General features: G+C 60.1%; 14 protein-coding genes. 3 read left to right on the plus strand and 11 right to left on the minus strand.

Annotated elements, in window-relative coordinates; all coding sequences use genetic code 11:
• Positions 1-143: 143 nt before the first annotated feature.
• Complete coding sequence (locus ACZ25R_RS00935) at positions 144-1,751, plus strand: CYTH and CHAD domain-containing protein (protein WP_472459712.1); 1,608 nt, start codon at positions 144-146, stop codon at positions 1,749-1,751.
• On the opposite strand, the gene ACZ25R_RS00940 is transcribed toward ACZ25R_RS00935, so the two are convergent.
• The 10 genes from ACZ25R_RS00940 to ACZ25R_RS00985 form a co-directional block, all read right to left on the minus strand.
• Positions 1,748-3,304, minus strand: a complete 1,557-nt coding sequence (locus ACZ25R_RS00940) for an EAL domain-containing protein (RefSeq protein WP_472459713.1) — start codon at positions 3,302-3,304, stop codon at positions 1,748-1,750. The two genes, ACZ25R_RS00935 and ACZ25R_RS00940, sit on opposite strands and share 4 nt — an antisense overlap.
• A gap of 131 nt (positions 3,305-3,435) precedes the next feature.
• Positions 3,436-4,566: a glycosyltransferase family protein gene (locus tag ACZ25R_RS00945; protein WP_472459714.1), complete on the minus strand. Its 1,131-nt coding sequence runs from the start codon at positions 4,564-4,566 to the stop codon at positions 3,436-3,438.
• Positions 4,563-5,810: a glycosyltransferase family 4 protein gene (locus tag ACZ25R_RS00950; RefSeq protein ID WP_472459715.1), complete on the minus strand. Its 1,248-nt coding sequence runs from the start codon at positions 5,808-5,810 to the stop codon at positions 4,563-4,565. The genes ACZ25R_RS00945 and ACZ25R_RS00950 overlap by 4 nt, the downstream gene beginning before the upstream one ends.
• Before the next feature lie 10 nt (positions 5,811-5,820).
• Positions 5,821-7,035, minus strand: coding sequence for a glycosyltransferase family protein (locus ACZ25R_RS00955; protein WP_464664445.1), 1,215 nt, complete (start codon positions 7,033-7,035; stop codon positions 5,821-5,823).
• Positions 7,036-7,137: 102 nt separating this feature from the next.
• A complete protein-coding gene (locus tag ACZ25R_RS00960) occupies positions 7,138-8,313 on the minus strand; it encodes an ABC transporter permease (protein ID WP_472459716.1) in 1,176 nt (391 codons plus the stop codon).
• A complete protein-coding gene (locus ACZ25R_RS00965; RefSeq protein ID WP_223615492.1) occupies positions 8,310-9,308 on the minus strand; it encodes an ABC transporter permease in 999 nt (332 codons plus the stop codon). Before ACZ25R_RS00965 ends, ACZ25R_RS00960 begins: the two co-directional genes overlap by 4 nt.
• 2 nt (positions 9,309-9,310) lie before the next feature.
• Entirely contained in the window at positions 9,311-11,218 is a 1,908-nt protein-coding gene (locus tag ACZ25R_RS00970) for an ABC transporter substrate-binding protein (RefSeq protein ID WP_472459717.1), read from the minus strand.
• Positions 11,212-13,101, minus strand: coding sequence for an ABC transporter ATP-binding protein (locus ACZ25R_RS00975; protein WP_472459718.1), 1,890 nt, complete (start codon positions 13,099-13,101; stop codon positions 11,212-11,214). The genes ACZ25R_RS00970 and ACZ25R_RS00975 overlap by 7 nt, the downstream gene beginning before the upstream one ends.
• Before the next feature lie 140 nt (positions 13,102-13,241).
• Positions 13,242-14,204 (minus strand): polysaccharide lyase, encoded by a 963-nt coding sequence (locus ACZ25R_RS00980; protein ID WP_472459719.1) that lies wholly within the window; start codon positions 14,202-14,204, stop codon positions 13,242-13,244.
• Positions 14,201-15,538, minus strand: a complete 1,338-nt coding sequence (locus tag ACZ25R_RS00985) for an adenylate/guanylate cyclase domain-containing protein (protein WP_223615488.1) — start codon at positions 15,536-15,538, stop codon at positions 14,201-14,203. The genes ACZ25R_RS00980 and ACZ25R_RS00985 overlap by 4 nt, the downstream gene beginning before the upstream one ends.
• A gap of 494 nt (positions 15,539-16,032) precedes the next feature.
• Here ACZ25R_RS00985 and ACZ25R_RS00990 point away from each other — a divergent pair, with 494 nt between their 5' ends.
• Positions 16,033-17,376 (plus strand): nucleotide sugar dehydrogenase, encoded by a 1,344-nt coding sequence (locus tag ACZ25R_RS00990; protein ID WP_472459720.1) that lies wholly within the window; start codon positions 16,033-16,035, stop codon positions 17,374-17,376.
• A gap of 272 nt (positions 17,377-17,648) precedes the next feature.
• On the opposite strand, the gene ACZ25R_RS00995 is transcribed toward ACZ25R_RS00990, so the two are convergent.
• On the minus strand, positions 17,649-18,803 hold the full coding sequence (locus ACZ25R_RS00995; RefSeq protein WP_472459721.1) for a DUF3095 domain-containing protein: 1,155 nt from the start codon (positions 18,801-18,803) through the stop codon (positions 17,649-17,651).
• A 496-nt stretch (positions 18,804-19,299) separates the two neighbouring features.
• Here ACZ25R_RS00995 and ACZ25R_RS01000 point away from each other — a divergent pair, with 496 nt between their 5' ends.
• Positions 19,300-20,094: a helix-turn-helix transcriptional regulator gene (locus ACZ25R_RS01000; RefSeq protein WP_472459722.1), complete on the plus strand. Its 795-nt coding sequence runs from the start codon at positions 19,300-19,302 to the stop codon at positions 20,092-20,094.

Below are 20,094 nucleotides of genomic sequence, written 5' to 3' on the forward strand. Positions count from 1 at the left end.
TAATACGCGCATGACAGCGGCGACGGCCCTGGGCCCCACTGGCCATCAGCCGGGCAACCCGGCTCAACAATATTTGCGCTACCAAGACGGCGCACACGCGATAGTATAGTCCGTGCAACGGGATGATCGACGGGAGCGGACGGATGGCTGGAGTTTCGGTTCACGGAACGGAGGACGGTGCGGGCGCCGGGACTGCTGCCGTTCCGCCGCGTACCCCTGTCGAGATCGAGCTGAAGCTGCGGGCACCCGTGGGCATGCTCGACGAAATTCGCGCCTCCGCAACGGTTCAGCAGGCCGCCCGCAACAAGGGCTTGATCCGGCGGCTTGATGCCACCTATTACGACACCTCCGATCATCGGTTGTTTGCGGCGGGATTGTCGCTGCGTGTCCGGCGTGAGGGCCGTCAACATGTGCAGACGGTCAAGCGGGCAGCGGATCACGGTTCTTTGCAACGCAATGAGTGGGAGACGGTGGTGAGCGGCATGGCGCCCGACCTTGCTCTGCTGCCGCTTGCCGACATCGGCGCGCCTTTGGACGGAATGACGGTGGATGAGTTGGCACCGGTTTTTGCGACCAGGGTCCGGCGGCATCTGCTGATGCTCGACCATCAGGACGCCCGGATCGAACTTGCGCTCGATGACGGCGTCATTGAATTCGGCGCGTCGCGTGTGCCGCTGTCGGAAGTCGAACTTGAGCTGAAGCAGGGGAAAGTCGCGGCGCTCTATCAGTTCGGTCTCAATCTGATGGATGTTGCACCGCTTTGCCTGGAAACGCAGAGCAAATCGGCGCGGGGCTATGCGCTGGCGCTTGGCGATGAACCATCGGCCGTCAAGGCGGCACCGTCCGGCTTCGTCAGGTCTGATACGGTCGATGAGGCGATTGCCAAGCTTCTGACCAATTGCCAGCAGCAGATCGTGGCCAATCTTTGCGCCAGTCAAACCGGACAGGAGCCAGAAGGCGTCCACCAGTTGCGTGTCGCGCTCCGGCGATTGCGCGTGGCGCTGCATTTTCTCTGCCGCGAGTTGCAGGCACCGTCGCTGGAGAGCCTCAGCACCGAGGCAAAACTGTTCGGGCAGGCGCTGGGTCCCGCCCGAAACTGGGACGTTTTCCTGCATTCGACCCTGACGGAGATTGAGGAAGCCGCTCTGCCGCACGTCAATATATCCGCCTTCCGTGCGGCATGCATGTCCTCCCACGATCAGGCCTACCAGGCCGTCCGGCGTATCATCGGCGATCCCAGGACCAACCGGTTCCTGTTGTCCCTGGGGCTGGTGATCGAACAGAGGAGCTGGCGCAACGATATTGCCAGCGAGGATTTGCGCATCCTGACCGAGCCGCTGGGGCAGTTTGCGGCGCGGGTGCTGGACCGGATAGAACGGCAGGTCCGCAGGCGGGGGCACGGCTTTCGCCACCTGCATGCCGATGCGCGCCATCGGCTGCGCCTTGGCCTGAAGCGCTTGCGCTATGCCGCGGAGTTTTTTCTGCCGCTCTATTCCAGCCGGCCGGTGACCGCAAAATACCTGAAGCGCCTGTCGCGGCTGCAGGATCTTCTGGGTGAGGCGAACGACATCAAGAGCGCGCATGAGCTCATGGATACGCTCGACCATGATTCCCTTGGCGCGGAGGCTAACCGGGCCGTGGGGGCCATCATCGGCTGGCAGGGGCACCGCCAGGCGGCGGGTGGCAAACAGCTGATCGGCAGATGGCGGGCGTTCAAGGACACCGCGCCGTTCTGGGCACCGCGGCCCTAGAATTTTTCCTGCACCAGTTCCTGCAGCGCGGCGGCACTGACCGGCCTGCCGTAAAACCATCCCTGACCGTCGATCGGCGTTTGCAGCCCGGCGAAGTAGTCCCGCTGCGTGGCTGTCTCGATGCCTTCGACAACGATTCCGAGGTTGAGGACACGGGCCATATCGATGATCTGCGGGACAATCGAGACCGTCACCGAGCCGGTTCCGATCGTCTGGGTGAATGATTTATCGATCTTGATGCCATCGACATTGAGGTTGCCGAGATAGGCCAGGCTGGAATAGCCGGTGCCGAAATCATCGATGTAGATTCGGTGGCCGCGCGCGCGAAGTGTCCGGATGGCGCCAACCGCAGCAGCGGCATTGGCCGTTGATCGCTCGGTAATTTCAAGGCCGAGCTGTTCGCTTCCGACATTGGCCTGCCGCAGGCGCTGTTCCAGCGCCGAAGCAAATGCCGGATCGACAAGGTCGGCAGCGGATATGTTGACGTTGATGCGGAAGGTTCGGTCCGCTTGCAGGAAGGCATTCATATCGGCCAGAACGCGGTCGAGGACATAGAGCGTGATGCGTTTGATCAGCCCTTCGTCTTCGGCTACCGGAATGAAGATGTCCGGCGAGATGGTGTCCTTGCCATCCGTCCAGCGCACCAGTGCCTCGGCACTGCGCGGCGTGTTCGTCCCGATATCGAAAATCGGCTGGTACACGACGGTAAGACGCCGCTTGTCGAGGGCCTGGGCCAGCCTGGCACCGAGCGAAAGGCGCTTGCGCTGCAGAAGGAGGATGATCAGGGCGAGCGCGCCGCCCAGAGTGCCGCCAAGCCCGGTGATGCTGGCCTCGATGGGGAACGCGTCCTCCTCCAGGTCCTTGACATGGGCCTGCAGGGAAACGCATGCCCGTTCGCCGCAGAGATTGCGAAAGACGATATCGCCATCCCGCCCGGCACCCTCCGGCAGCTTTTCACGCCGCTTTCCCGCATTCAGCCCGCCGAACATCGCGACGGGGTTTTGCGCGCCGGGCGGCTTGAACAGGATGCCGAAACTATAGTTCGGGTCGGTCATGGCGTCGAAAGCGGTGGGGTCGAGCACGACGTTCGCATTCCCCCTGCCGATGATGGGCGCCGTGGTGTTGGAAATGGCCAGGGGCGTATTGGCGTAGACAAGCGTGCCGTCAGCCGTTGCCAGATCCGGCTTGGCGAGTGGGGTGGGCTTGGCTGAACCGAAGACGGCGGAACAATGAAATGCGCCATCCCGCACGCGTCCGATGTCCTTCAGATACTTCGTATCGAAAAGTGCATCGCGCAGGTGGTTGATCTCATCGTTCGAACAGAATGGAAAACCGGTTTCATTTGCCATGGACAGGATCGTATCCGCCTCGGCGAAAACGAAGTCGGCACGTTTCAGCAGCTGGTTCGACAGGGACAGCATGTGCCCGCGGTCGCTGCGGATGATGACAAGCCTGCCGATCCACGATCCGGCGAGGCTTCCCAGCACAATGAGGGCGATGGCCAGAGTAATTTGCGGCACAATCCGCCATTTAAAGGATCGTATTACTGGCATTCGCGTGATCTCATCCACACTATATTTGGGCGACTGTATCGCAGGCGGGATAACAAGTGGTAATGAACCAGAAATTCTCCGCTCGGATTTCGGATGTATCAAACGCTACTGTTGCCGGGAGCCCGACTGCGCTACAGCATGTCCCGCAGCAGCTTTGCAGTGTGTGCCGCTCCGTTCAGGTCGAGACGATGGCTGCCCGGTTTGGGCTGTGCGAGCGACGCCTCGATGGTCTCGCCGAGCTGGCGCCCGGTCAAGCCGTTTTCAGGCAGGGCCACGGCCAGCCCAAGCGCCGCGAGGCGGTTTGCCCGCACTGTCTGTTCTGTTTCGCCGCCCGCGGTGAATGGCACGAGGATCGAACGGCATTGCGCGCGCAGCACATCGCAGACCGTATTGTACCCGGCTTGCGAAATGGAAAGCGCCGCGCCGCGCAGCAGGGAAGGGAAGTCCTTGCGGAAACGCACCACACTGACATTGTCGGGCACGGCGTGTGAGAGTGCCGCAAAATCGGCTTCCGGCAGATTGGGCCCGGTTATCAGACACCAGCGACAATGAACGCTCGAGGTCCTCGCCGCTTCGAGGGCCGCGCGGATCAGATCAAGGCCAACGGCGCCGCCGCCGGCGGAAACGACGATGTTGAAGTTTTCCGCCGGGAGCGCGGCAACAGGCGCAGCCACGAGGCCGGTATAGATGATCTTGCCGGCAATCTCGGCGGCCAGCGGAAATGTCTCGGGCAGGGTGACGAAATCTGGGTCGCCATGGACGAGCACATGATCGAAATGCGCCTTGATCAGCGCAACGGTTTCCTCGTCCCGTCCGGGTTTGGACCGTTCCTGCAATATGTCCCGCACGGAGGTCAGGAGTTTGGGCCGGGGGGAGGTGGCTGCTATGGCGTCGAGCAGCGGCAGCAGTTCGAAGCGCATTTGCCTGCGGCCAAAGGGAAAGGCCTCGATGATGACGATATCGGGCCGGACGGCATGAAATGTCTCGAGCAGCAGATCCCGGCGGCGGTGGAGAAAGTCCTCGTCAACCGGATTGCCGTGCTCGTCGGCCAAGCCGGAAAAACCGGCATTGCTGGCGACAACGGCGGGCAGGGCCACGGATTTGACGTCGGGGCCCGGAAATCCCGGAACAGGCAATCCGCCGGTGATGACCGTCACATCGAATGCATCGCGGGCCAGCGCTGCGGCAATGCGGCTGACGCGGGCAAGGTGGCCGATGCCGAGAAGATGCTGGACATAGAAGAGCACACGGGGAGCGGTCATTCCGTCCTTTGCCATTCGGTTTCAAACAGGTTGGTCAATTGCCGGATACTGGAGTTATGGTCGAAGTGCTCGCGCACGCGCGCTTCGGCCGCCCGGCCGAGGCGGTGGCGCAGGTCCGGCGCGCGGATTGCTTCCTCCAGCGCCCGGGCCAGGGATGCCGGATCTTCCGGCGGCACGACAAAACCGTTTTCCCGGTCAGTCAGCAGTTCCGGAACGCCGGAAATATTGGTGGAGATGCAGACAAGATTCTGGCTTGAGGCTTCCACGAGAACATTGGGCAGGCCGTCGCGGTCACCGTCCGCCGCAATCCGGCAAGCCAGAGCGAAAATATCGGCGCGGCGATAATGCTCCAGCACCTCTTCCTGTGCGAGCGCGCCCTTCCAGGTGATGCGATCGGCAATGCCAAGTTTCTGCGCCAGCGGTTTGAGCCTGGCCAACTGGTCGCCGCCCCCGATATGGACGAACGTCCAGTTGAGATCGCCGGGCAAGGCCGCCAGCGCGCGCATGAGGACGTCATAGCCCTTCTTTTCCACCGCACGTCCGACGCTCAGAATCTGTACCGGGTCTGCCGGGCTCGAACCGTTGCGGCTGGATCGCGCCCCGGTGAAATGGCCGAACCGCGCCAGATCGAGACCGTGATAGCTCAGATGCACCTGTTCCCGGCGATCGGTCAGCCCACGCATGTGTTCATAGCCGCTGCGGGTGCAGGTGACGCTCCAGCGGGCCTCCGCCAGCTTCTCCGACAATTCCCAGTCCGGCGACGTCCAGATATCCTTGGCGTGGGCCGAGCAGGTCCACGGCACGCCGGTCATGATGCTGGCATAGGCGGTCACCGAGGCGGGCGTGTGGATGAAGTGCGCATGCAGCCATTCCCCGGCATCGGGCCATTCATGGGCCAGCACAAGCGCCTGGCCCAGGCGGCGGAACCGGTTGCGGGTGACATCGCGGCGCAGATCGTTCCAGAAGCGCCGCAGCAGGGGTTTGAAGCCCGGCTTCGACCAGCCCGCAAACAGTGCCCGCAGCACCCGCAGCGGCTCCTCGTGCAGATATTCCGGCAGATAGACGACCCGCGCCCTGATCTCGTCATGGATGGGATGGCGCTTCTTGTCCGTTGGCTTGCGCATCGAAATGAGCGTCAGGTCGAAACCGGCGCGTTCCAGCCCGAGCAATTCCTGGGCGATAAAGGTTTCCGACAGGCGCGGATAACCCTTCAGCACCACCAGTGTTTTACGGCGTATGGGCAAAATCGGCTCTTTACTCGGCAACGGCCAAAGGTTGTTCTTGCTGACGCTCATCCAGCCAATCGCCGACAATCGTCGAGATATGGACAAGCCCTTCCAAGCGCATGCCTTCGCCCTTGCCGCTTTTCGACGGCGGTGCCCGGTCAGGCAGACGCTTGAGCGCTTCGGCGAGCAACTGGGGGTTTTCGGCCTCTTCCGGCAGAAGCATGTCGACAAGGCCGAGTTCCGAGGCGCGCTGGGCCCGGATCAGCTGTTCCTCGCGCGGTTGGATGCGCGGGACAATCAATGCCGGCTTGTCGAACGACAGAATCTCGCAATAGGTGTTGTAGCCGCCCATGGCCACGACCGCCTTCGCACCGGCAATCAGCTCTTCCATGCGGTTGTCGAACTCGATGACCTCGATATAGGGGATCTTGCCGCCTTTTTTCACCAGCTTGGCCCGTTGCTTGGCGGGCATGTAGGGCCCGAGCACGATGAAGGCCTTGTGCGTCAGTGTCGGGTCCTGCTGGTAAGCATGGATGACGTTGTGGACGAGGTCGGCGCCATCGCCGCCGCCGCCGGTCGTCACCAGGATGTAATCGCCCTCCGGCACATGCACCGAGGCGTTGTCGTGCGACAGGCTGCGCTGCAGGAAGCCGACAAACTCCATCTTGTTGCGCACACCGGCCGGCACGTCGAGATCAACCAGCGGATCGTAGAAATCCGGCGGGCCATAGACCCACACATTGTCGTAATACTGGTCGATCTTCTGCATCACATTGGCTTTTTTCCATTCGGCTTCGAGCAGATGCGGTGCGTCCATGACTTCACGCAGGCCCAGCACAAGCGTCGTGCCGCGCGACTTGAGATAGGCCAGGGTTTCCTCGACCTCGCCTTTCAGGCCCATGGGCTCCTTGTCGACGATGAAAATATCCGGCTGAAACGTCTCAGCGGTGTGCCGGATGATCGACTGGCGCATTTTCAGGGTTTCATGCAGATCGATGTGCCGGGCAAGCGAGGTGTACTCGCCGTTGCGCAGCTTGATCACGCTTGGAACCTTCACGAAGTCAACGCGGGCGCGATAATCGAATGCCCCGGCGATGGTCGCGCCGGAAATGATGAGTATATTGAGCCCGCGATAGTCCTCGACAAGCGAGTGGGCGATGGTCCTGCAGCGCCTGAGATGGCCGAGGCCAAACGTATCATGGCTGTACATGAGGATCCGAGCATCTTCAAAACGCCGCATCATGGTCAAAACCTCTTTGAGACGAATAGCTTTGGCAGGTTTAGCTGCGCAGCACATTCGGGACGGCTGGGAGAATGCAAATCCATTGGTATGTCAACTTTCCACTTATCTGTAGGGGTCTGCGGCGTCGCGCAACCCATCTCCCAGAAAATTGAATGCCAAAATAACAAGAATGACCGGAATCATTGGGAAAAGTAGCCAGGGATAAAAAGCGATTACACTGACGCTGCGGGCTTCTGTCAGGAGAATACCCCAGCTGGTAATGGGCGGACGAAGGCCGAGACCGAGAAAACTCAGCGCCGTCTCGCCCAGAATCATGCCCGGGATGGATATGGTTGCCGTTGCAATCAGGTGTGACATGAATCCCGGAACGAGGTGACGCCCGATGATACGTCCGCTTTTTGCTCCCATCAACTGGGCCGCCAGAACATAATCCTCTTCGCGCAACGCCAGAATTTTGGAGCGCACCGCACGAGCAAGGCCCGTCCAGTCCAGCAGACCAAGAATGAGCGTGATACCGAAGTAGATGATGATCGGGCTCCATGTCACCGGCATGATGGCGGCCAGCGCCATCCATAGGGGCAGACTAGGCAATGATTGCAATACCTCGATGACGCGCTGAACGAGCAGGTCGAACCAGCCGCCATGGTATCCCGCGAGCCCGCCGATGATGATGCCGAGGACGAAGCTGATGGTGATGCCGATAAGACCGATGGTCAGGGAAATGCGCGCGCCGTAGATAATCCGGGAAAGCACATCGCGGCCCAGCCGGTCGGTTCCCAGAAGGAACAGCTGCCCGCCCTTGGCCGGGCAGACCAGATGGACATTGGTCGCAATCTGGCCCCAGAAGCGGTAATCGTCGCCGCGGCAGAAGAAGCGCAGCGGTTGCACATCGCTCTTGTTGTCGGTGTATACGCGTTTCAGCGAGTCCATATCCAGGACCATTTCACGGCCATAGACGTATGGTCCGATCAGCTTTCCGTCATGGAACAGGCGGACCCGCTGCGGCGGGGCATGGATGAAGTCAACATTGCGTGTGTGCAGGTTATAGGGCGCCAGAAACTCGGCAATGATGATCATGCCATAGAGTGCGATCAGGAAAATGCCGGATGCCAGTGCAAGGCGGTGGCGTCTGAATTTCCACCACATCAGCCGCAATTGCGACGCGAGATGAACCTTGGCCTGAGCCTCGGTCATCGTCTCGATCGACATCGGATCGAATGGTGCGCTTGAGACGTAGTGCTGCAGGGGCGCGCCGGGGAGCGGGAGTTGTGCTGTCACTTCGTGCTCCTGCCCTGCAACCGGATGCGTGGATCGAGAAAGGCCAGGGCAATGTCGGAGATGAGCACACCGATCACCGTGAGAAACGCCAGGAACATGAGGAACGAACCGGCAAGATACATGTCCTGGCTCTGCAATGCCTTGATCAGCATGGGCCCGGTCGTTTCGAGCGACAGGACAATGGCGGTAATTTCCGCACCGGAAATGATATGCGGCAGGATCGAGCCGATATCGGCCACGAAGAAATTCAACGCCATGCGCAAGGGATATTTGACCAGGGTGCGGAAGGGGTGCAGTCCCTTTGCCCGCGCCGTCATCACATATTGCTTCTGCAGCTCGTCGAGCAGATTGGCGCGCAGGCGTCTGATCATGCCGGCCGTCCCGGCCGTTCCAACGATAATGACGGGAATCCACAGGTGGGCGAGGATTGATCGCGCCTTTTCCCAGCTCATGGGCTCACTGAGATATTTCTGATCCATGAGATGGCCGATCGATGTGCCAAACCAGATATTGGCGAAATACATCAGGATCAGGGCCAGCATGAAGTTGGGAATGGCGATGCCGAGCAAGCCGAAAAGCGTCAGCCCGTAATCGCTCCAGCTGTACTGATGCGTTGCCGAATACATGCCGATGGGGAAGGCGAGCAGCCAGGTCACCAGAATTGTGACGAATGAAACGAGAACAGTCAGCCACAACCGGTCGCCCACGACAGCGGTAACCGGCAATTGATACTCGAAGGAGTAGCCGAAATCCCCCTGCAGCATGCCGCCCAGCCAGTGGAAGTAGCGCAGAACCGGCGGCTGGTCGAAGCCATATTGGTGGCGAAGCTGTTCCAGATCCTGCAGGTTGACGGTTTCGCCCTGCGCCTGCATTTCGGCGATCTGGCTTTCAAAAAAGTTGCCGGGCGGCAAATCGATGATGACGAAAACCAGCGCCGAAATAATCAGCAGCGTGGGCACCATCGCGGCAATGCGCCATAGGATATATCGCAGCACGTCTACTTCCCCCCGCTCATCCAGAAAGTATCGGGCATGTAAACTCCGAGCCAACAGGTCGGATCAAAGCCGTAGAGACCTTTTTCGGGAACATTCTGCAAGTGGGAGGAGCGCAGAATGGGTTGCAACGTGCCGTTGACCAACCCTATCGAAAACACCTGATCGGTGTAGATGGACAGCATCTTGTGCCATATGTCCGCACGCTCGGCCGAATGGGCCGATTTCCGCCACTGGTTCTGCAGGGCGACGAGTTCCTGTGCTTCCGGCAGGTCGGGTGCCTGGCCGCTCTGCCCGAGCGACAGGTAATGCATGCCCCAAAGCGGCCATTGCCATTGATCGTCGGTGGTCGGTGCCAGCTGTCCCGGATTCATGTCCGGTGTTGCCACGCCATTGGCGATGCCAAACCAGATGGACATCATGATCCGGCCTGACTTGGCGCGGCTGCGGAAGATATCGCGTTGGGAGGTTCTGGTGAACAGCGCCAGACCGATCTTGCGCCAATGATCCACTATGAGCTCGAGCACATCGGAATCCAGCGTGCTCTCGCCGGGCGTTTCGATGGTGATTTCCGCAAGGCGGCCATCAGGGAGCAGGCGGATACCATCATCGTTGCGCCTGTGCATGCCCACTTCGTCCAGGAGCGCATTGGCTTTGTCCGGATCGAATGCAATCCATGCCTTGGCATAGTCCGGTCTGAACAGCGGGCTTTCCGGCAGCACCGTGTCGGCGCTTGGTGTTCCCAGGCCGTAAAACACCGCCATGTTGATTTCATGCCTGTCGATGGCAAGCGACAGCGCGCGCCGGAAGCGCACATCGCGAAAAAGCGATCGCCATCCCTCATCCGCGCAATTGAGATTAGGCAGGATTGCGACCCGTGAACCCCGGGTCAGTTTCCACAGGTCGACCTTCACCGGATAGCGCTTTTCGGCATCCTTGAGGAAGGTGTAGTCGGCAAAATCGATGCCGGTGGCCTGCAGTTCGCTTTCGCCCGCACCCGCCTTTGCCGGAATGATCGGCGATGAGCTGATGTTCAGGATGAAGCGGTCGATATAGGGCAGCTGCCGTCCGTTCTCGTCGACGCGATGAAAGAACGGGTTGCGCTCGAACACGAACTGTTCGGCCGGAGGGGCTGTCATGTTGCGCCAGGGATCGAGCACCGGCAGTTCGGGGTTTTCCGGACGGTACTGGCGCGCCATCTTGATGTGAAGATCGGCCCACTTCTTGACCCGGTTTTCTTTCATCAGGGCGGCAAGGCGGAACTTGTCCTGATAATCCTTGTGGAATTGTTTCAGATAGAGTGACGGGCCAACCACAACCAGGGCTTGCGGGGCCGCCAGGCTGGGCAGGAAATCAGGATTCGGCGACTCCCAGGAATAGCGCACGGTCAGCGGATCGAGGACCTCGAACTTAGGCAACTTCCCGTCGATGCGCAGCTCCAGCGCGCCGCCGGCGGGCGTCAGGTCCGAATTCAGAAGAACGTCGTTCCACCAGTAACTGAAATCATCGGTTGTCAGCGGCGAACCGTCGGACCATTTGTGCCCCTCGCGCAGCCTGAAGGTGAAAACGGTGTCGTTTTCCGATTCGAACGATTCGAGCACATCAGGCCGCAAAACGAGATGTTCGTCATATCCCACCAGACGGGCATAGCCGTAGATGGTCATGAACCGGATATCTTTCTGGCTGCCGATGATGGTGCGCAGCGTTCCGCCGTACTGTCCGGGGACGCGGCCCATTTCCTTCAGGTTGATAATCCGCGGCCGTTTGGGAATACGCTGGGCGAGCGGCGGCAGGCTGGTGGCACGCAGCCGGTCCTCGAGAAACTCCGGTTCGCGTTCGCGATCGGCCGCTTTGACCGTGACCGGAACCACGGTGGCGGCAAGGGCGCCCAGGACTGTCCGCCGCGTCACCACGAGCGTAGTTCCCGTGTATCGACATTGCGCCGGGCCAGCACCACGTGACCATTGCCGAGATCGGCGGGCGAGAGCGGATCATCGCTGTCGCCGCTGGAGAATTTTGGTCCCCAGGCTCGTTCATCCGAGGCACCGCTGGCCTTGAGCGTCTTGAAATCCAGCGGCCGGTCGAGGTCCGGAAACGGGACGGCGGCCAGAAGCGCTTTCGTGTAGGGATGGACGGGATCGCGCAGGATAATTTCGCGGGGCGCAATCTCGACAATGCGCCCGGCACACATCACGGCGATACGATCGGCCATGTAATCAACCACCGCAAGATTATGGGAAATGAACAGATAGGTCAGGCCCAGCTCCTTCTGCAGGTCCTTCAGGAGGTTGAGGATCTGCGCCTGAACCGAAACGTCGAGCGCCGAAACCGGCTCATCGCAGATCAGCAATTGCGGTCCGAGCGCCAGTGCCCGTGCAATGCCGATGCGCTGGCGCTGGCCGCCGGAAAAGCTGTGCGGGTAACGGTTGAGATACCGCTGGTCAAGACCGATCGCCTGCATCAGCGCGCGCACCGTTTCCAGACGATAGGTCCGATCCCCGCGCCCGTGAATTTCCAGGGGCTCGCTGAGGATGTTCTGTACGGTCATGCGCGGCGACAGCGATGAAACCGGATCCTGGAACACCATCTGGATTTTGGTGCGCAATTCCAGAAGCTTGGCGCCCTGCGCGGCAAGCACGTCGATTTTGCCCCGGCCGTCATCGAAGGTGACCGAGCCGCTATCCGGGGTCACTGCCCGCATCAGGATTTTGCTGACGGTGGTCTTGCCGCTGCCGCTCTCGCCGACGAGACCAAGACATTCACCACGCCGGATATCAAAGCTGACACCGTCGACGGCGCGTATGCGGGTCTTGTCCTGCTTGCCGAAAAGACCGGATTTGCGGATGCCATAGCTCTTGGTGAGGTTTCGCACGGATACAAGCACGTCAGGAGCCGTTTCCTCGTGCTTTCTCTTTCCCCACAACGCGCCGGAATTGACCGGTACTTCACGCAATGCCTTCAGGCGTTCCCCGGGTTTCATGTCGAAATGCGGTATGGCAGCCATCAGCCCCTTCAGATAACGATGCTGCGGGTTGCGGAAAATGGCATCGACCGGCCCGGCCTCCATGATTTCGCCGTGGTAGATCACCACCACCTCGTCGGCCATGTTGGCCACGACACCGAGGTCATGGGTGATCAGCAGCATGGCCATATTGAGCTTGTGCTGGAGATTGCGCAGCAGTTCCAGGATCTGCGCCTGGATGGTGACGTCGAGTGCCGTTGTCGGTTCGTCCGCAATGAGCAGGGCAGGGCGGCAGATCAGCGCCATGGCAATCATCGCCCGCTGCCGCATGCCGCCCGACAATTCAAACGGGTACATGTCATAAGTGCGTTTGGGATTGGAGAACCCGACCAGTCCCAGCATTTCCTCGGTCTGCGAACGGCGTTCGGATTTGGTCGCCTTGGTGTGGATGGCCAGGACTTCGCTGATCTGGTTGCCGACGGTGTGCAGCGGCGAGAGCGACGTCATGGGTTCCTGAAATATCTTGGCCATGCGGCTGCCGCGCAGGGCTCTTATTTCGGGTCCGTCCCGCTCCAATTGCAGAATATCGGTGGTTTTGCCGTCGATCGGGTCCGTAAACAGGATTTTGCCGGTTACGGCGGCCGTGTTGGGCAGAATGCCCATGACGGACTGGCTGATGACGGATTTTCCCGATCCGGATTCGCCCACCAATGCCGTTACTTTTCCCGGAAGGATACGCAGATTCGCACCCTTGACGACATGCATACGCCCGCCCAGCATCGAAAACGAAATGCCGAGATTCTCGATACGCAACAGATCAGACCCCGACGTCATGCCAGTTTTTCATTCCCCCAGAGCGTTTTTATTATCGCCATTACGATGAAGACTATCGCACGATATACAGTGAGTCTAGCTAGGTCACACGCCGATGACATCACTCTGGCATTTCAGGGTTATTTTTGTGTGGCCGGGCTCTAGAGCAAGGGGCAGAACTGCGCGTCCATGACGTCTTCACAGCGCGGCGAGCGGCGGAAATCGTCGTAATAAAGCGTCCATTCCTTGTCGTCGGCGGCACGGTACGGGCCAAATTTGAAATATTGATTCTTGCCCAGTCCCTTGTCGGCATGGCCGATATGCCCCTTGACCGTCACGATCCATTTGTTGTTGGCAAAAATCTCGACATGACCCGAGCCGTCAGGTCCGGGCTTCGTGTAGATCGCAAAATCGATCCAGCCCGAATCCGGCGTCGGCAGCTTATTGCCGCGATCCGTCACCGTCATGGCGCTGGTGCAGGTGGAGAATTGCTTGCCGTTCTCGGCCGACCAGTTCGAATCGGTCGCCACGAGGGCGCGCATCTGGTTGGTTTCAGGGCGCAGCCACACCGGTGTCTGTCCGCCGGCGCACGCCGGATCCGCCGCGATCCCGTTCTTCTTTGCCGGCGCGATATAATTGGTCTCGATGGTGGCGAACAGCTTTCCCTGGTTGAGCCGCAGCGCCAGAAAGGGACTGAAATCGCCGACCGCCTTCGGCCCGATCTCGCGTTTCCACTGGGCAATCAGATAGCGGTGATCGTCGCTGGGAATGGGATCGGCAAATTTGACGGCAAACCCGTACCAGACCCCCTGGTTGTAGGGCACGCGCTTGTCCGTCTTTTCCCAGATTTCCGCCCGTTCGCTGCAATTGTGCTTCGTGCCCGGACACAGCGGCTTGACGCTCAGCTTGAGGGCGCCGCTGCCGTTGCGCGTGACCTCGGATTGAAATTCAACCGTTCCGGCGCTCTGCTCGAAATTCTTGCGGTAGTAGAGGCCGCCGGCCGGCGAAAAGTCCTGACCATCAAAACGGTCGATGAGCACGTCGCTCCTTGGCTCTGCGCCGGCTTGGGATGAGAGAGTCAAACTTGCAGCCAGAGCAGCCATCAGAACGGTCTTTCGCTTCATTGCATGAACTTCTCCAGAAGGGGCCTCTGATCCTGTGTTTTCGCATCGCGGTGCAGCAGCATGACCTGTTCCGCTTCCGACAGGCCGTCATAGGCCACTTCATCAAAGGCATCTTCCGCCACGACAGTAGCCGATTGTTTGGGCAGGAGAACAGTGACCTTTTGCCCGACGCCGCGCAATTTTTCTTCGCCGAGGGTTGTCCAGTCGCCGCCGCAATAGTTGGCGAACGCCTGGCTGGCGACGATTTCGCGCGAATACTTCTTGGTCAGGCCCTGCAGCCGCTGCACCTCATTGACGGCGGAACCGAAGGCGGAAAAGGTCAGGCGGTCCTTCAGGCCGACATTGCCGAACATGACGTTGCCGACATGCAGGCCGATGCCGTAGCGGATGTCGCTGAGGCCGTCCTTGCGCCGGTCGCGATTGAGCTCCGCCACGCGGGCCTGTGCCTTGAAAACAGCCGAAAGAGCCGCCTGACAGGCAACCTTTGAAGCGTCCTTGTGCCGGCCGCAGGGGTAGACCGCAAGAAAACCGTCCCCCATGAAACTGAGGATTTCGCCGCCGCCGCGGTTGAATGGCGCGGCGATCGCATCGAAGAAATGATTGAGTGTGTCGATATAGGCCTGACGGCCTTCCCGTTCGGCCAGCATGGTCGACTGGCGCATGTCGCCCATCACCAGAGCCGCCCGGATCGTTTCGCCGTCACCCCGGCGAATCTGGCCGTTGAGAACGCGCTTGCCGGCATTGCCGCCGAGATAGGTGGTCAGCATGTTGTCGGCGAGCTTGCCGAGAACCGCCATTTTGGCAGCAACGGCCAGATGGTTCTGCAGCTTCAGCAGTGCGCCGATCATGCTTTCGCTGAAACCCGCGCTGCTGTCCGTTGACCAGGAGCCCATCATGCCCTGTGTCGACTCGCCGCTGAAGGGCTGCACGAAGGCCAGATAGTCCGTTACGCCCTGCTTCTTCAACTCGTCAAAGATGGGGAATTCATGCGGCCCGTCCGCATCGATGCGCCGCCGCACATGTTCAAGGTTGTTGCACAGCAGATAATAATAGGGGCTGAGCAGGAAACGTTCGGGTTTCTCGCCCGCATTGTGGCGATAGCCTTCCACCACGAGCCCGCTGGAGCGCTGCCAGGTGAAGCCAAGCGCATCGTAGAGCGGGTGCAGCATGGAGAACGTCAGGTGGACGCGGGCAATCGGCAGCCCGGCCGCGGCAATACGTTCACAAAAACCGCGTATGATTGTCTCAAGATTCTCGCCGGCGAGAGAAGAACGTGTGAGCCAGTCTGCGACTTTGTCGAGAAGTATGGTGGAAACATCCGTTTGCGTGCTCATCACTCGTCCTTGTCCTTGCGAACCGCGTCCAGCTTCGATGCGCTGTTCCGTGATCGGCCGGGCACATGAAAAATCATACCCAAAACAAGCAGATACGGAGACAAGATGAGCGAACCGAACAATGGTGTCAACGCTGGCAGCGGGGTCGCCGGCAACAATTGCACTGCCCGGTTCTGTTCAAATGGATGGCTGGCTGGCGGTTCTCTATCGATCCTGATTGCGTGCTGGCACTGAAATGGGCATGTCACCGATCTGAAACAATAGAGGCGCCGGGGTTAATTCACCGGATCGGCGCGCACTCCTGACAAACTCCTGTCAGCAGCCTGCCGGCGCGGGCTTGCCGTCGCATCAACTGTTTGTGACAGGCCGGACGCAGCCGGCCTTGCTTGACAGCGGTGGCCGGAGCAGCCATCTAAACCGGACGAATTCCGGGCCGCCACTGCGCCCTCAACCGCATCCGCTCACGCGGCGTGCTTCGCAAAGAAGAGATCGCCTTGGCCGTTTCCTCCTCTCCCTTCTCCGACCTTTCCGCCAAAATCGACGCGCGCACCGCCCAGGCGGGGGTGATCGGGCTTGGCTATGTCGGGCTGCCGCTCGCCATCACCCTTGCCCAGAGCGGGTTTTCGGTGACCGGCTTTGATATCGATCCGAAGAAGATTGTCGCCCTCGACGCCGGCCATTCCTATATCGAGGCGGTCACGGACGCGGCGCTCGGTGCGCAAACGGCGCAGAACCGGTTCCGGTCGACAAGCGATTTTGCCCGGCTCGCCCAGTGCGACGTGATTGTCATCTGCGTACCGACACCGCTGACGAAACATCGGGATCCCGACCTGTCCTTCGTCGAAACAACCTGCCGCTCGATTGCCGCGGCGCTCCGGCCCGGCCAGCTTGTCGTGCTTGAGTCGACGACCTATCCCGGAACAACCGATGATGTGGTCAAAACCATTCTGGAAAAGACCGGTCTCATATCCGGCAAGGACTTCTTCCTTGGCTTTTCCCCGGAGCGCGAAGATCCCGGCAATCGCGATTTCCAGACCTCGACCATACCGAAAATCGTCGCGGGCGATGGCGAGGAAGCCAGCCGGCTGATGCAGGCATTCTACGGTGCGGCGGTCAAGACCGTTGTTCCCGTCTCGTCCAACGCCACGGCCGAGGCGGTCAAGCTGACCGAGAACATCTTCCGGGCGGTGAACATCGCGCTCGTCAACGAACTGAAAACCGTCTACGCCGCCATGGGCATCGACATCTGGGAGGTCATCGAGGCGGCCAAGACAAAGCCCTTCGGCTACATGCCGTTTTATCCCGGCCCCGGCCTCGGGGGCCACTGCATCCCGATCGATCCGTTCTATCTCACCTGGAAATCGCGCGAGTACGAGCTGCCGACCCGCTTCATCGAGCTGGCAGGCGAGATCAACTCCGCCATGCCGCGTTATGTGGTCGGCAAACTGGCCGAAGCGCTGGATATCCGGGCGGGCAAGGCGCTCAGCCGCTCACGCGTGCTGGTTCTCGGGCTTGCCTACAAGAAGAACGTGCCTGATATCCGTGAAAGCCCGTCGCTGCGCCTCATCGAAATCATCGAGGAGCGCGGTGGCCACGCGGACTATCACGACCCGTTTGTCGGCGAGATACCGTCGACCCGAGAATATATGGCGCTGAAAGGCCGCGCATCTGTGCCTCTCGATGAGAAAACGGTGAAATCCTACGATGCCATTCTGGTTTCAACCGACCATGACGACGTGGATTATGCGGCGCTGGCCGAATGGTCGCCGCTGATCGTCGATACGCGCAACATTTTCACCAGGCGCGGGCTCGCCGCCGGGCATATCGTGAAATCCTAGAGCCTTTCCTGCTTAAATAGAATCGTTCTGCCGGAGGGAATTTGGTTCAAGGTCGAGGGGTTTGGCTAGGCCGATGCCTTTCCATCGGGCGAAGCCGAAGCCCGATGGTATTGAGCCAAATTCACCCGGCCCTTCGGGTTTCCGGCTGGCGGACACCCACTTTGTCAGGCAGCTTCGTCCGATGGATAAACATCGGTCTCGCCAAACCCCTCGACCTTGAACCAAATTCCCTCCGGCAGAACGATTCTATTTAAACAGGAAAGGCTCTAGGGTCAGGACAGCTTGGCCTTGAGATTGCTGGCCGCCATGGCATAGCCGCCCGATGCCCCATCGATGAAGTGCATGTGATTGCGCGATAGGGGGGTCGGAACAAGACAGGTCATCAGGGCAGAATCCTGCCGGTGCAGGCCGAAGCGGGCGATACCTGCCTTCGATGCCTTTTCCAGCAGCGCCTCAATGCGCTGCAACCGGGCCGGATCGATATCAATCGTCATTTTCAGACCATCGTCGAATTTGCGAAAATCCGAGTTCTGCGCGACGTCGCGCTTGTACTGTTTCGGATCAAATTTCCCCCAATGCAGGCCAAGCCTGTCCATCGCAACGGTCAGGCCGATCTGGGCGAGTATCGCGATTTTACGAAGAAGGCGTTGCCCCCTGGGGGCTGTGGCGCGTGCCTCCGTCTCCACACCGCTGGTATTGAATGCGATGGGCGGGCCATCCGCCGGCAAGGGATGCGCGCCGCGATTCTGTTCGGCGGCAATGGCAACGATGTCGGCAACAAGCTGCTGGAACGCCGCCGTTGCGCCGGCGTCGCCGGGAATGGCGATGATGGACAGGATTTCGCCATTGCGTGCCACTATCGGATTCCACCGGCAGGAAAGCCCCGTCAGATCCGGGCGCGATCCGGAGGGACCGGCGGCGATGGCATATTTGCCGGCTTTCATCTGCGCTTCGGCCCAGCTGCTGCCGCCGCCCGTGAACATCGCGTAGAAGACTTCGGGACTGGCGCTGAACCGGGCAACGCGCACGTCAAGGCCTTGCGCCTTGATCTCGCTCATCGGCACGAGGGCGGCACGCAGGGTCAGTTGCAGGTCCTCACGCACCCAGGCCTGGACCGAGGCTAGCGCTTCACGCGCCTGCACGGCGGCGGAGGCCGGAATGGCGACAAGCGCGCCATCGCCGCCGAAGACGAAGGGGTAGTTGTGCCTGCCCAGAGCATTGAGCAGGGCGGAGATGACGCTTGCGCCTGCCATGTTTACGGCCTTGTAGCGCCCGGCTTCGATCGCCCCGGTCGAGCCGACAATATCGGCCACCGCCAGTATCCAGTCGTCGGGGAGCGGCCGATAATTGCCCGCATCCGCCACGCCTTCGAAGTCAACGAAGACAGGAAGCGAGTCGAAGAAATCGTCGTTTGCAATGGCGCCCATGCAAGGCAATTAGCACATTGTGCGGGAACAGGCGACGGGCTGGATGAATGTACGGCGATGAAGCGGGAAATAACGGGCCTTGCCGGCAACCGGTGCGGGGCCGCCTCCCGGCCAAGGGCAAGCGCGCCAACCCTGCGCGCAGCGGTTGTGGGTACAGTTAGCGCGATCGCAACAGTCGGGCGCCTTTGCCCGAATTTTGCGGTAAAATGACCGAAAACACCGGAAAATGTGGGTTAAAGGAAACGCGCGTTTTCTGGTTTGTCAGGATTGATACTGACAATCAAAGCTTGGCAGGTCGGGTTCAACCATAAATTGCCTTTTGCAGCATTTATGTGAAAAACTGCAAATACAATTGTTCATCGTCTTGTCTGCCTGCCTGTCTCGTGCAAGCATGAAGGGGCTTTTAATCCCATGCGATGAAAAGCCATCTGAAATCCAGAAGAATACCGTTGCGGAAGCCGGCACTTTGCGGGCCAAGAGGAATGACTTGTATCCAATGCTGCTTGAACTGGCTCATTTTCCCGATTTTCAAAAGGGCCTGTTCAAGGACGTGGTGGCTTCTGACACGCTTGCAATGCTGCACGAGGTCAAACAGCAGACTGGCTGCCGTCACATTGCCCATGTCGGGCACCCGGAACCGCGGCCTGGCAGCGATGTGGTCGATGAAAATGTCCCGCTTCTGATGACCTATCCGGTCAGCTGGATGTTGCGGTATTTTGCCAAGGACTATCTCAAGATCGATCCGGTGATGCAGGGGATGACGCTGTTCCAGCCGCGTGCCGACGCGCCCGGCACGATCTGCAACCTGACTGGTGACGCCGTCCCTTCGCCAGCCGTAAAACGCTATCTGATGGACGCGGAACGGCGCAGGCTCGGCAACCTGTATCTTGCGATTTGTGCGACGAATGCCTTCGGCTTCCGCGGGATCACGCTCTTCACCTTCGACGTCGAAAAGGCTGAGCAGGGTGCCTTTGTCGAGCGCAGGCGCAAACAGTTATCGGCAGCTTCGGCGCGTATCCACAACGCCCTGCACGGCACCCGCAATCCGGCCCTTGCCGCGATCATCTCCAATCTTTTGACCCGGCGCGAGATCGACTGCCTGTTCTGGGCAGCCAATGGCAAGACGGATGGCGAGATCGGCGAGATTCTCAATATCGCGCGCTGGACGGTGGTCACCTATCTGCAGAACGCCAAGAACAAGCTGGGCTGTTCCAACAGAACATCGACCGTGGCGACGGCGCTTGCTCTCGGCGTGATCGACATACCCACCGTTGCCAAGGCCTATCTGTAG

It is taken from the genome of Phyllobacterium sp. RCAM01083, assembly GCF_055685835.1.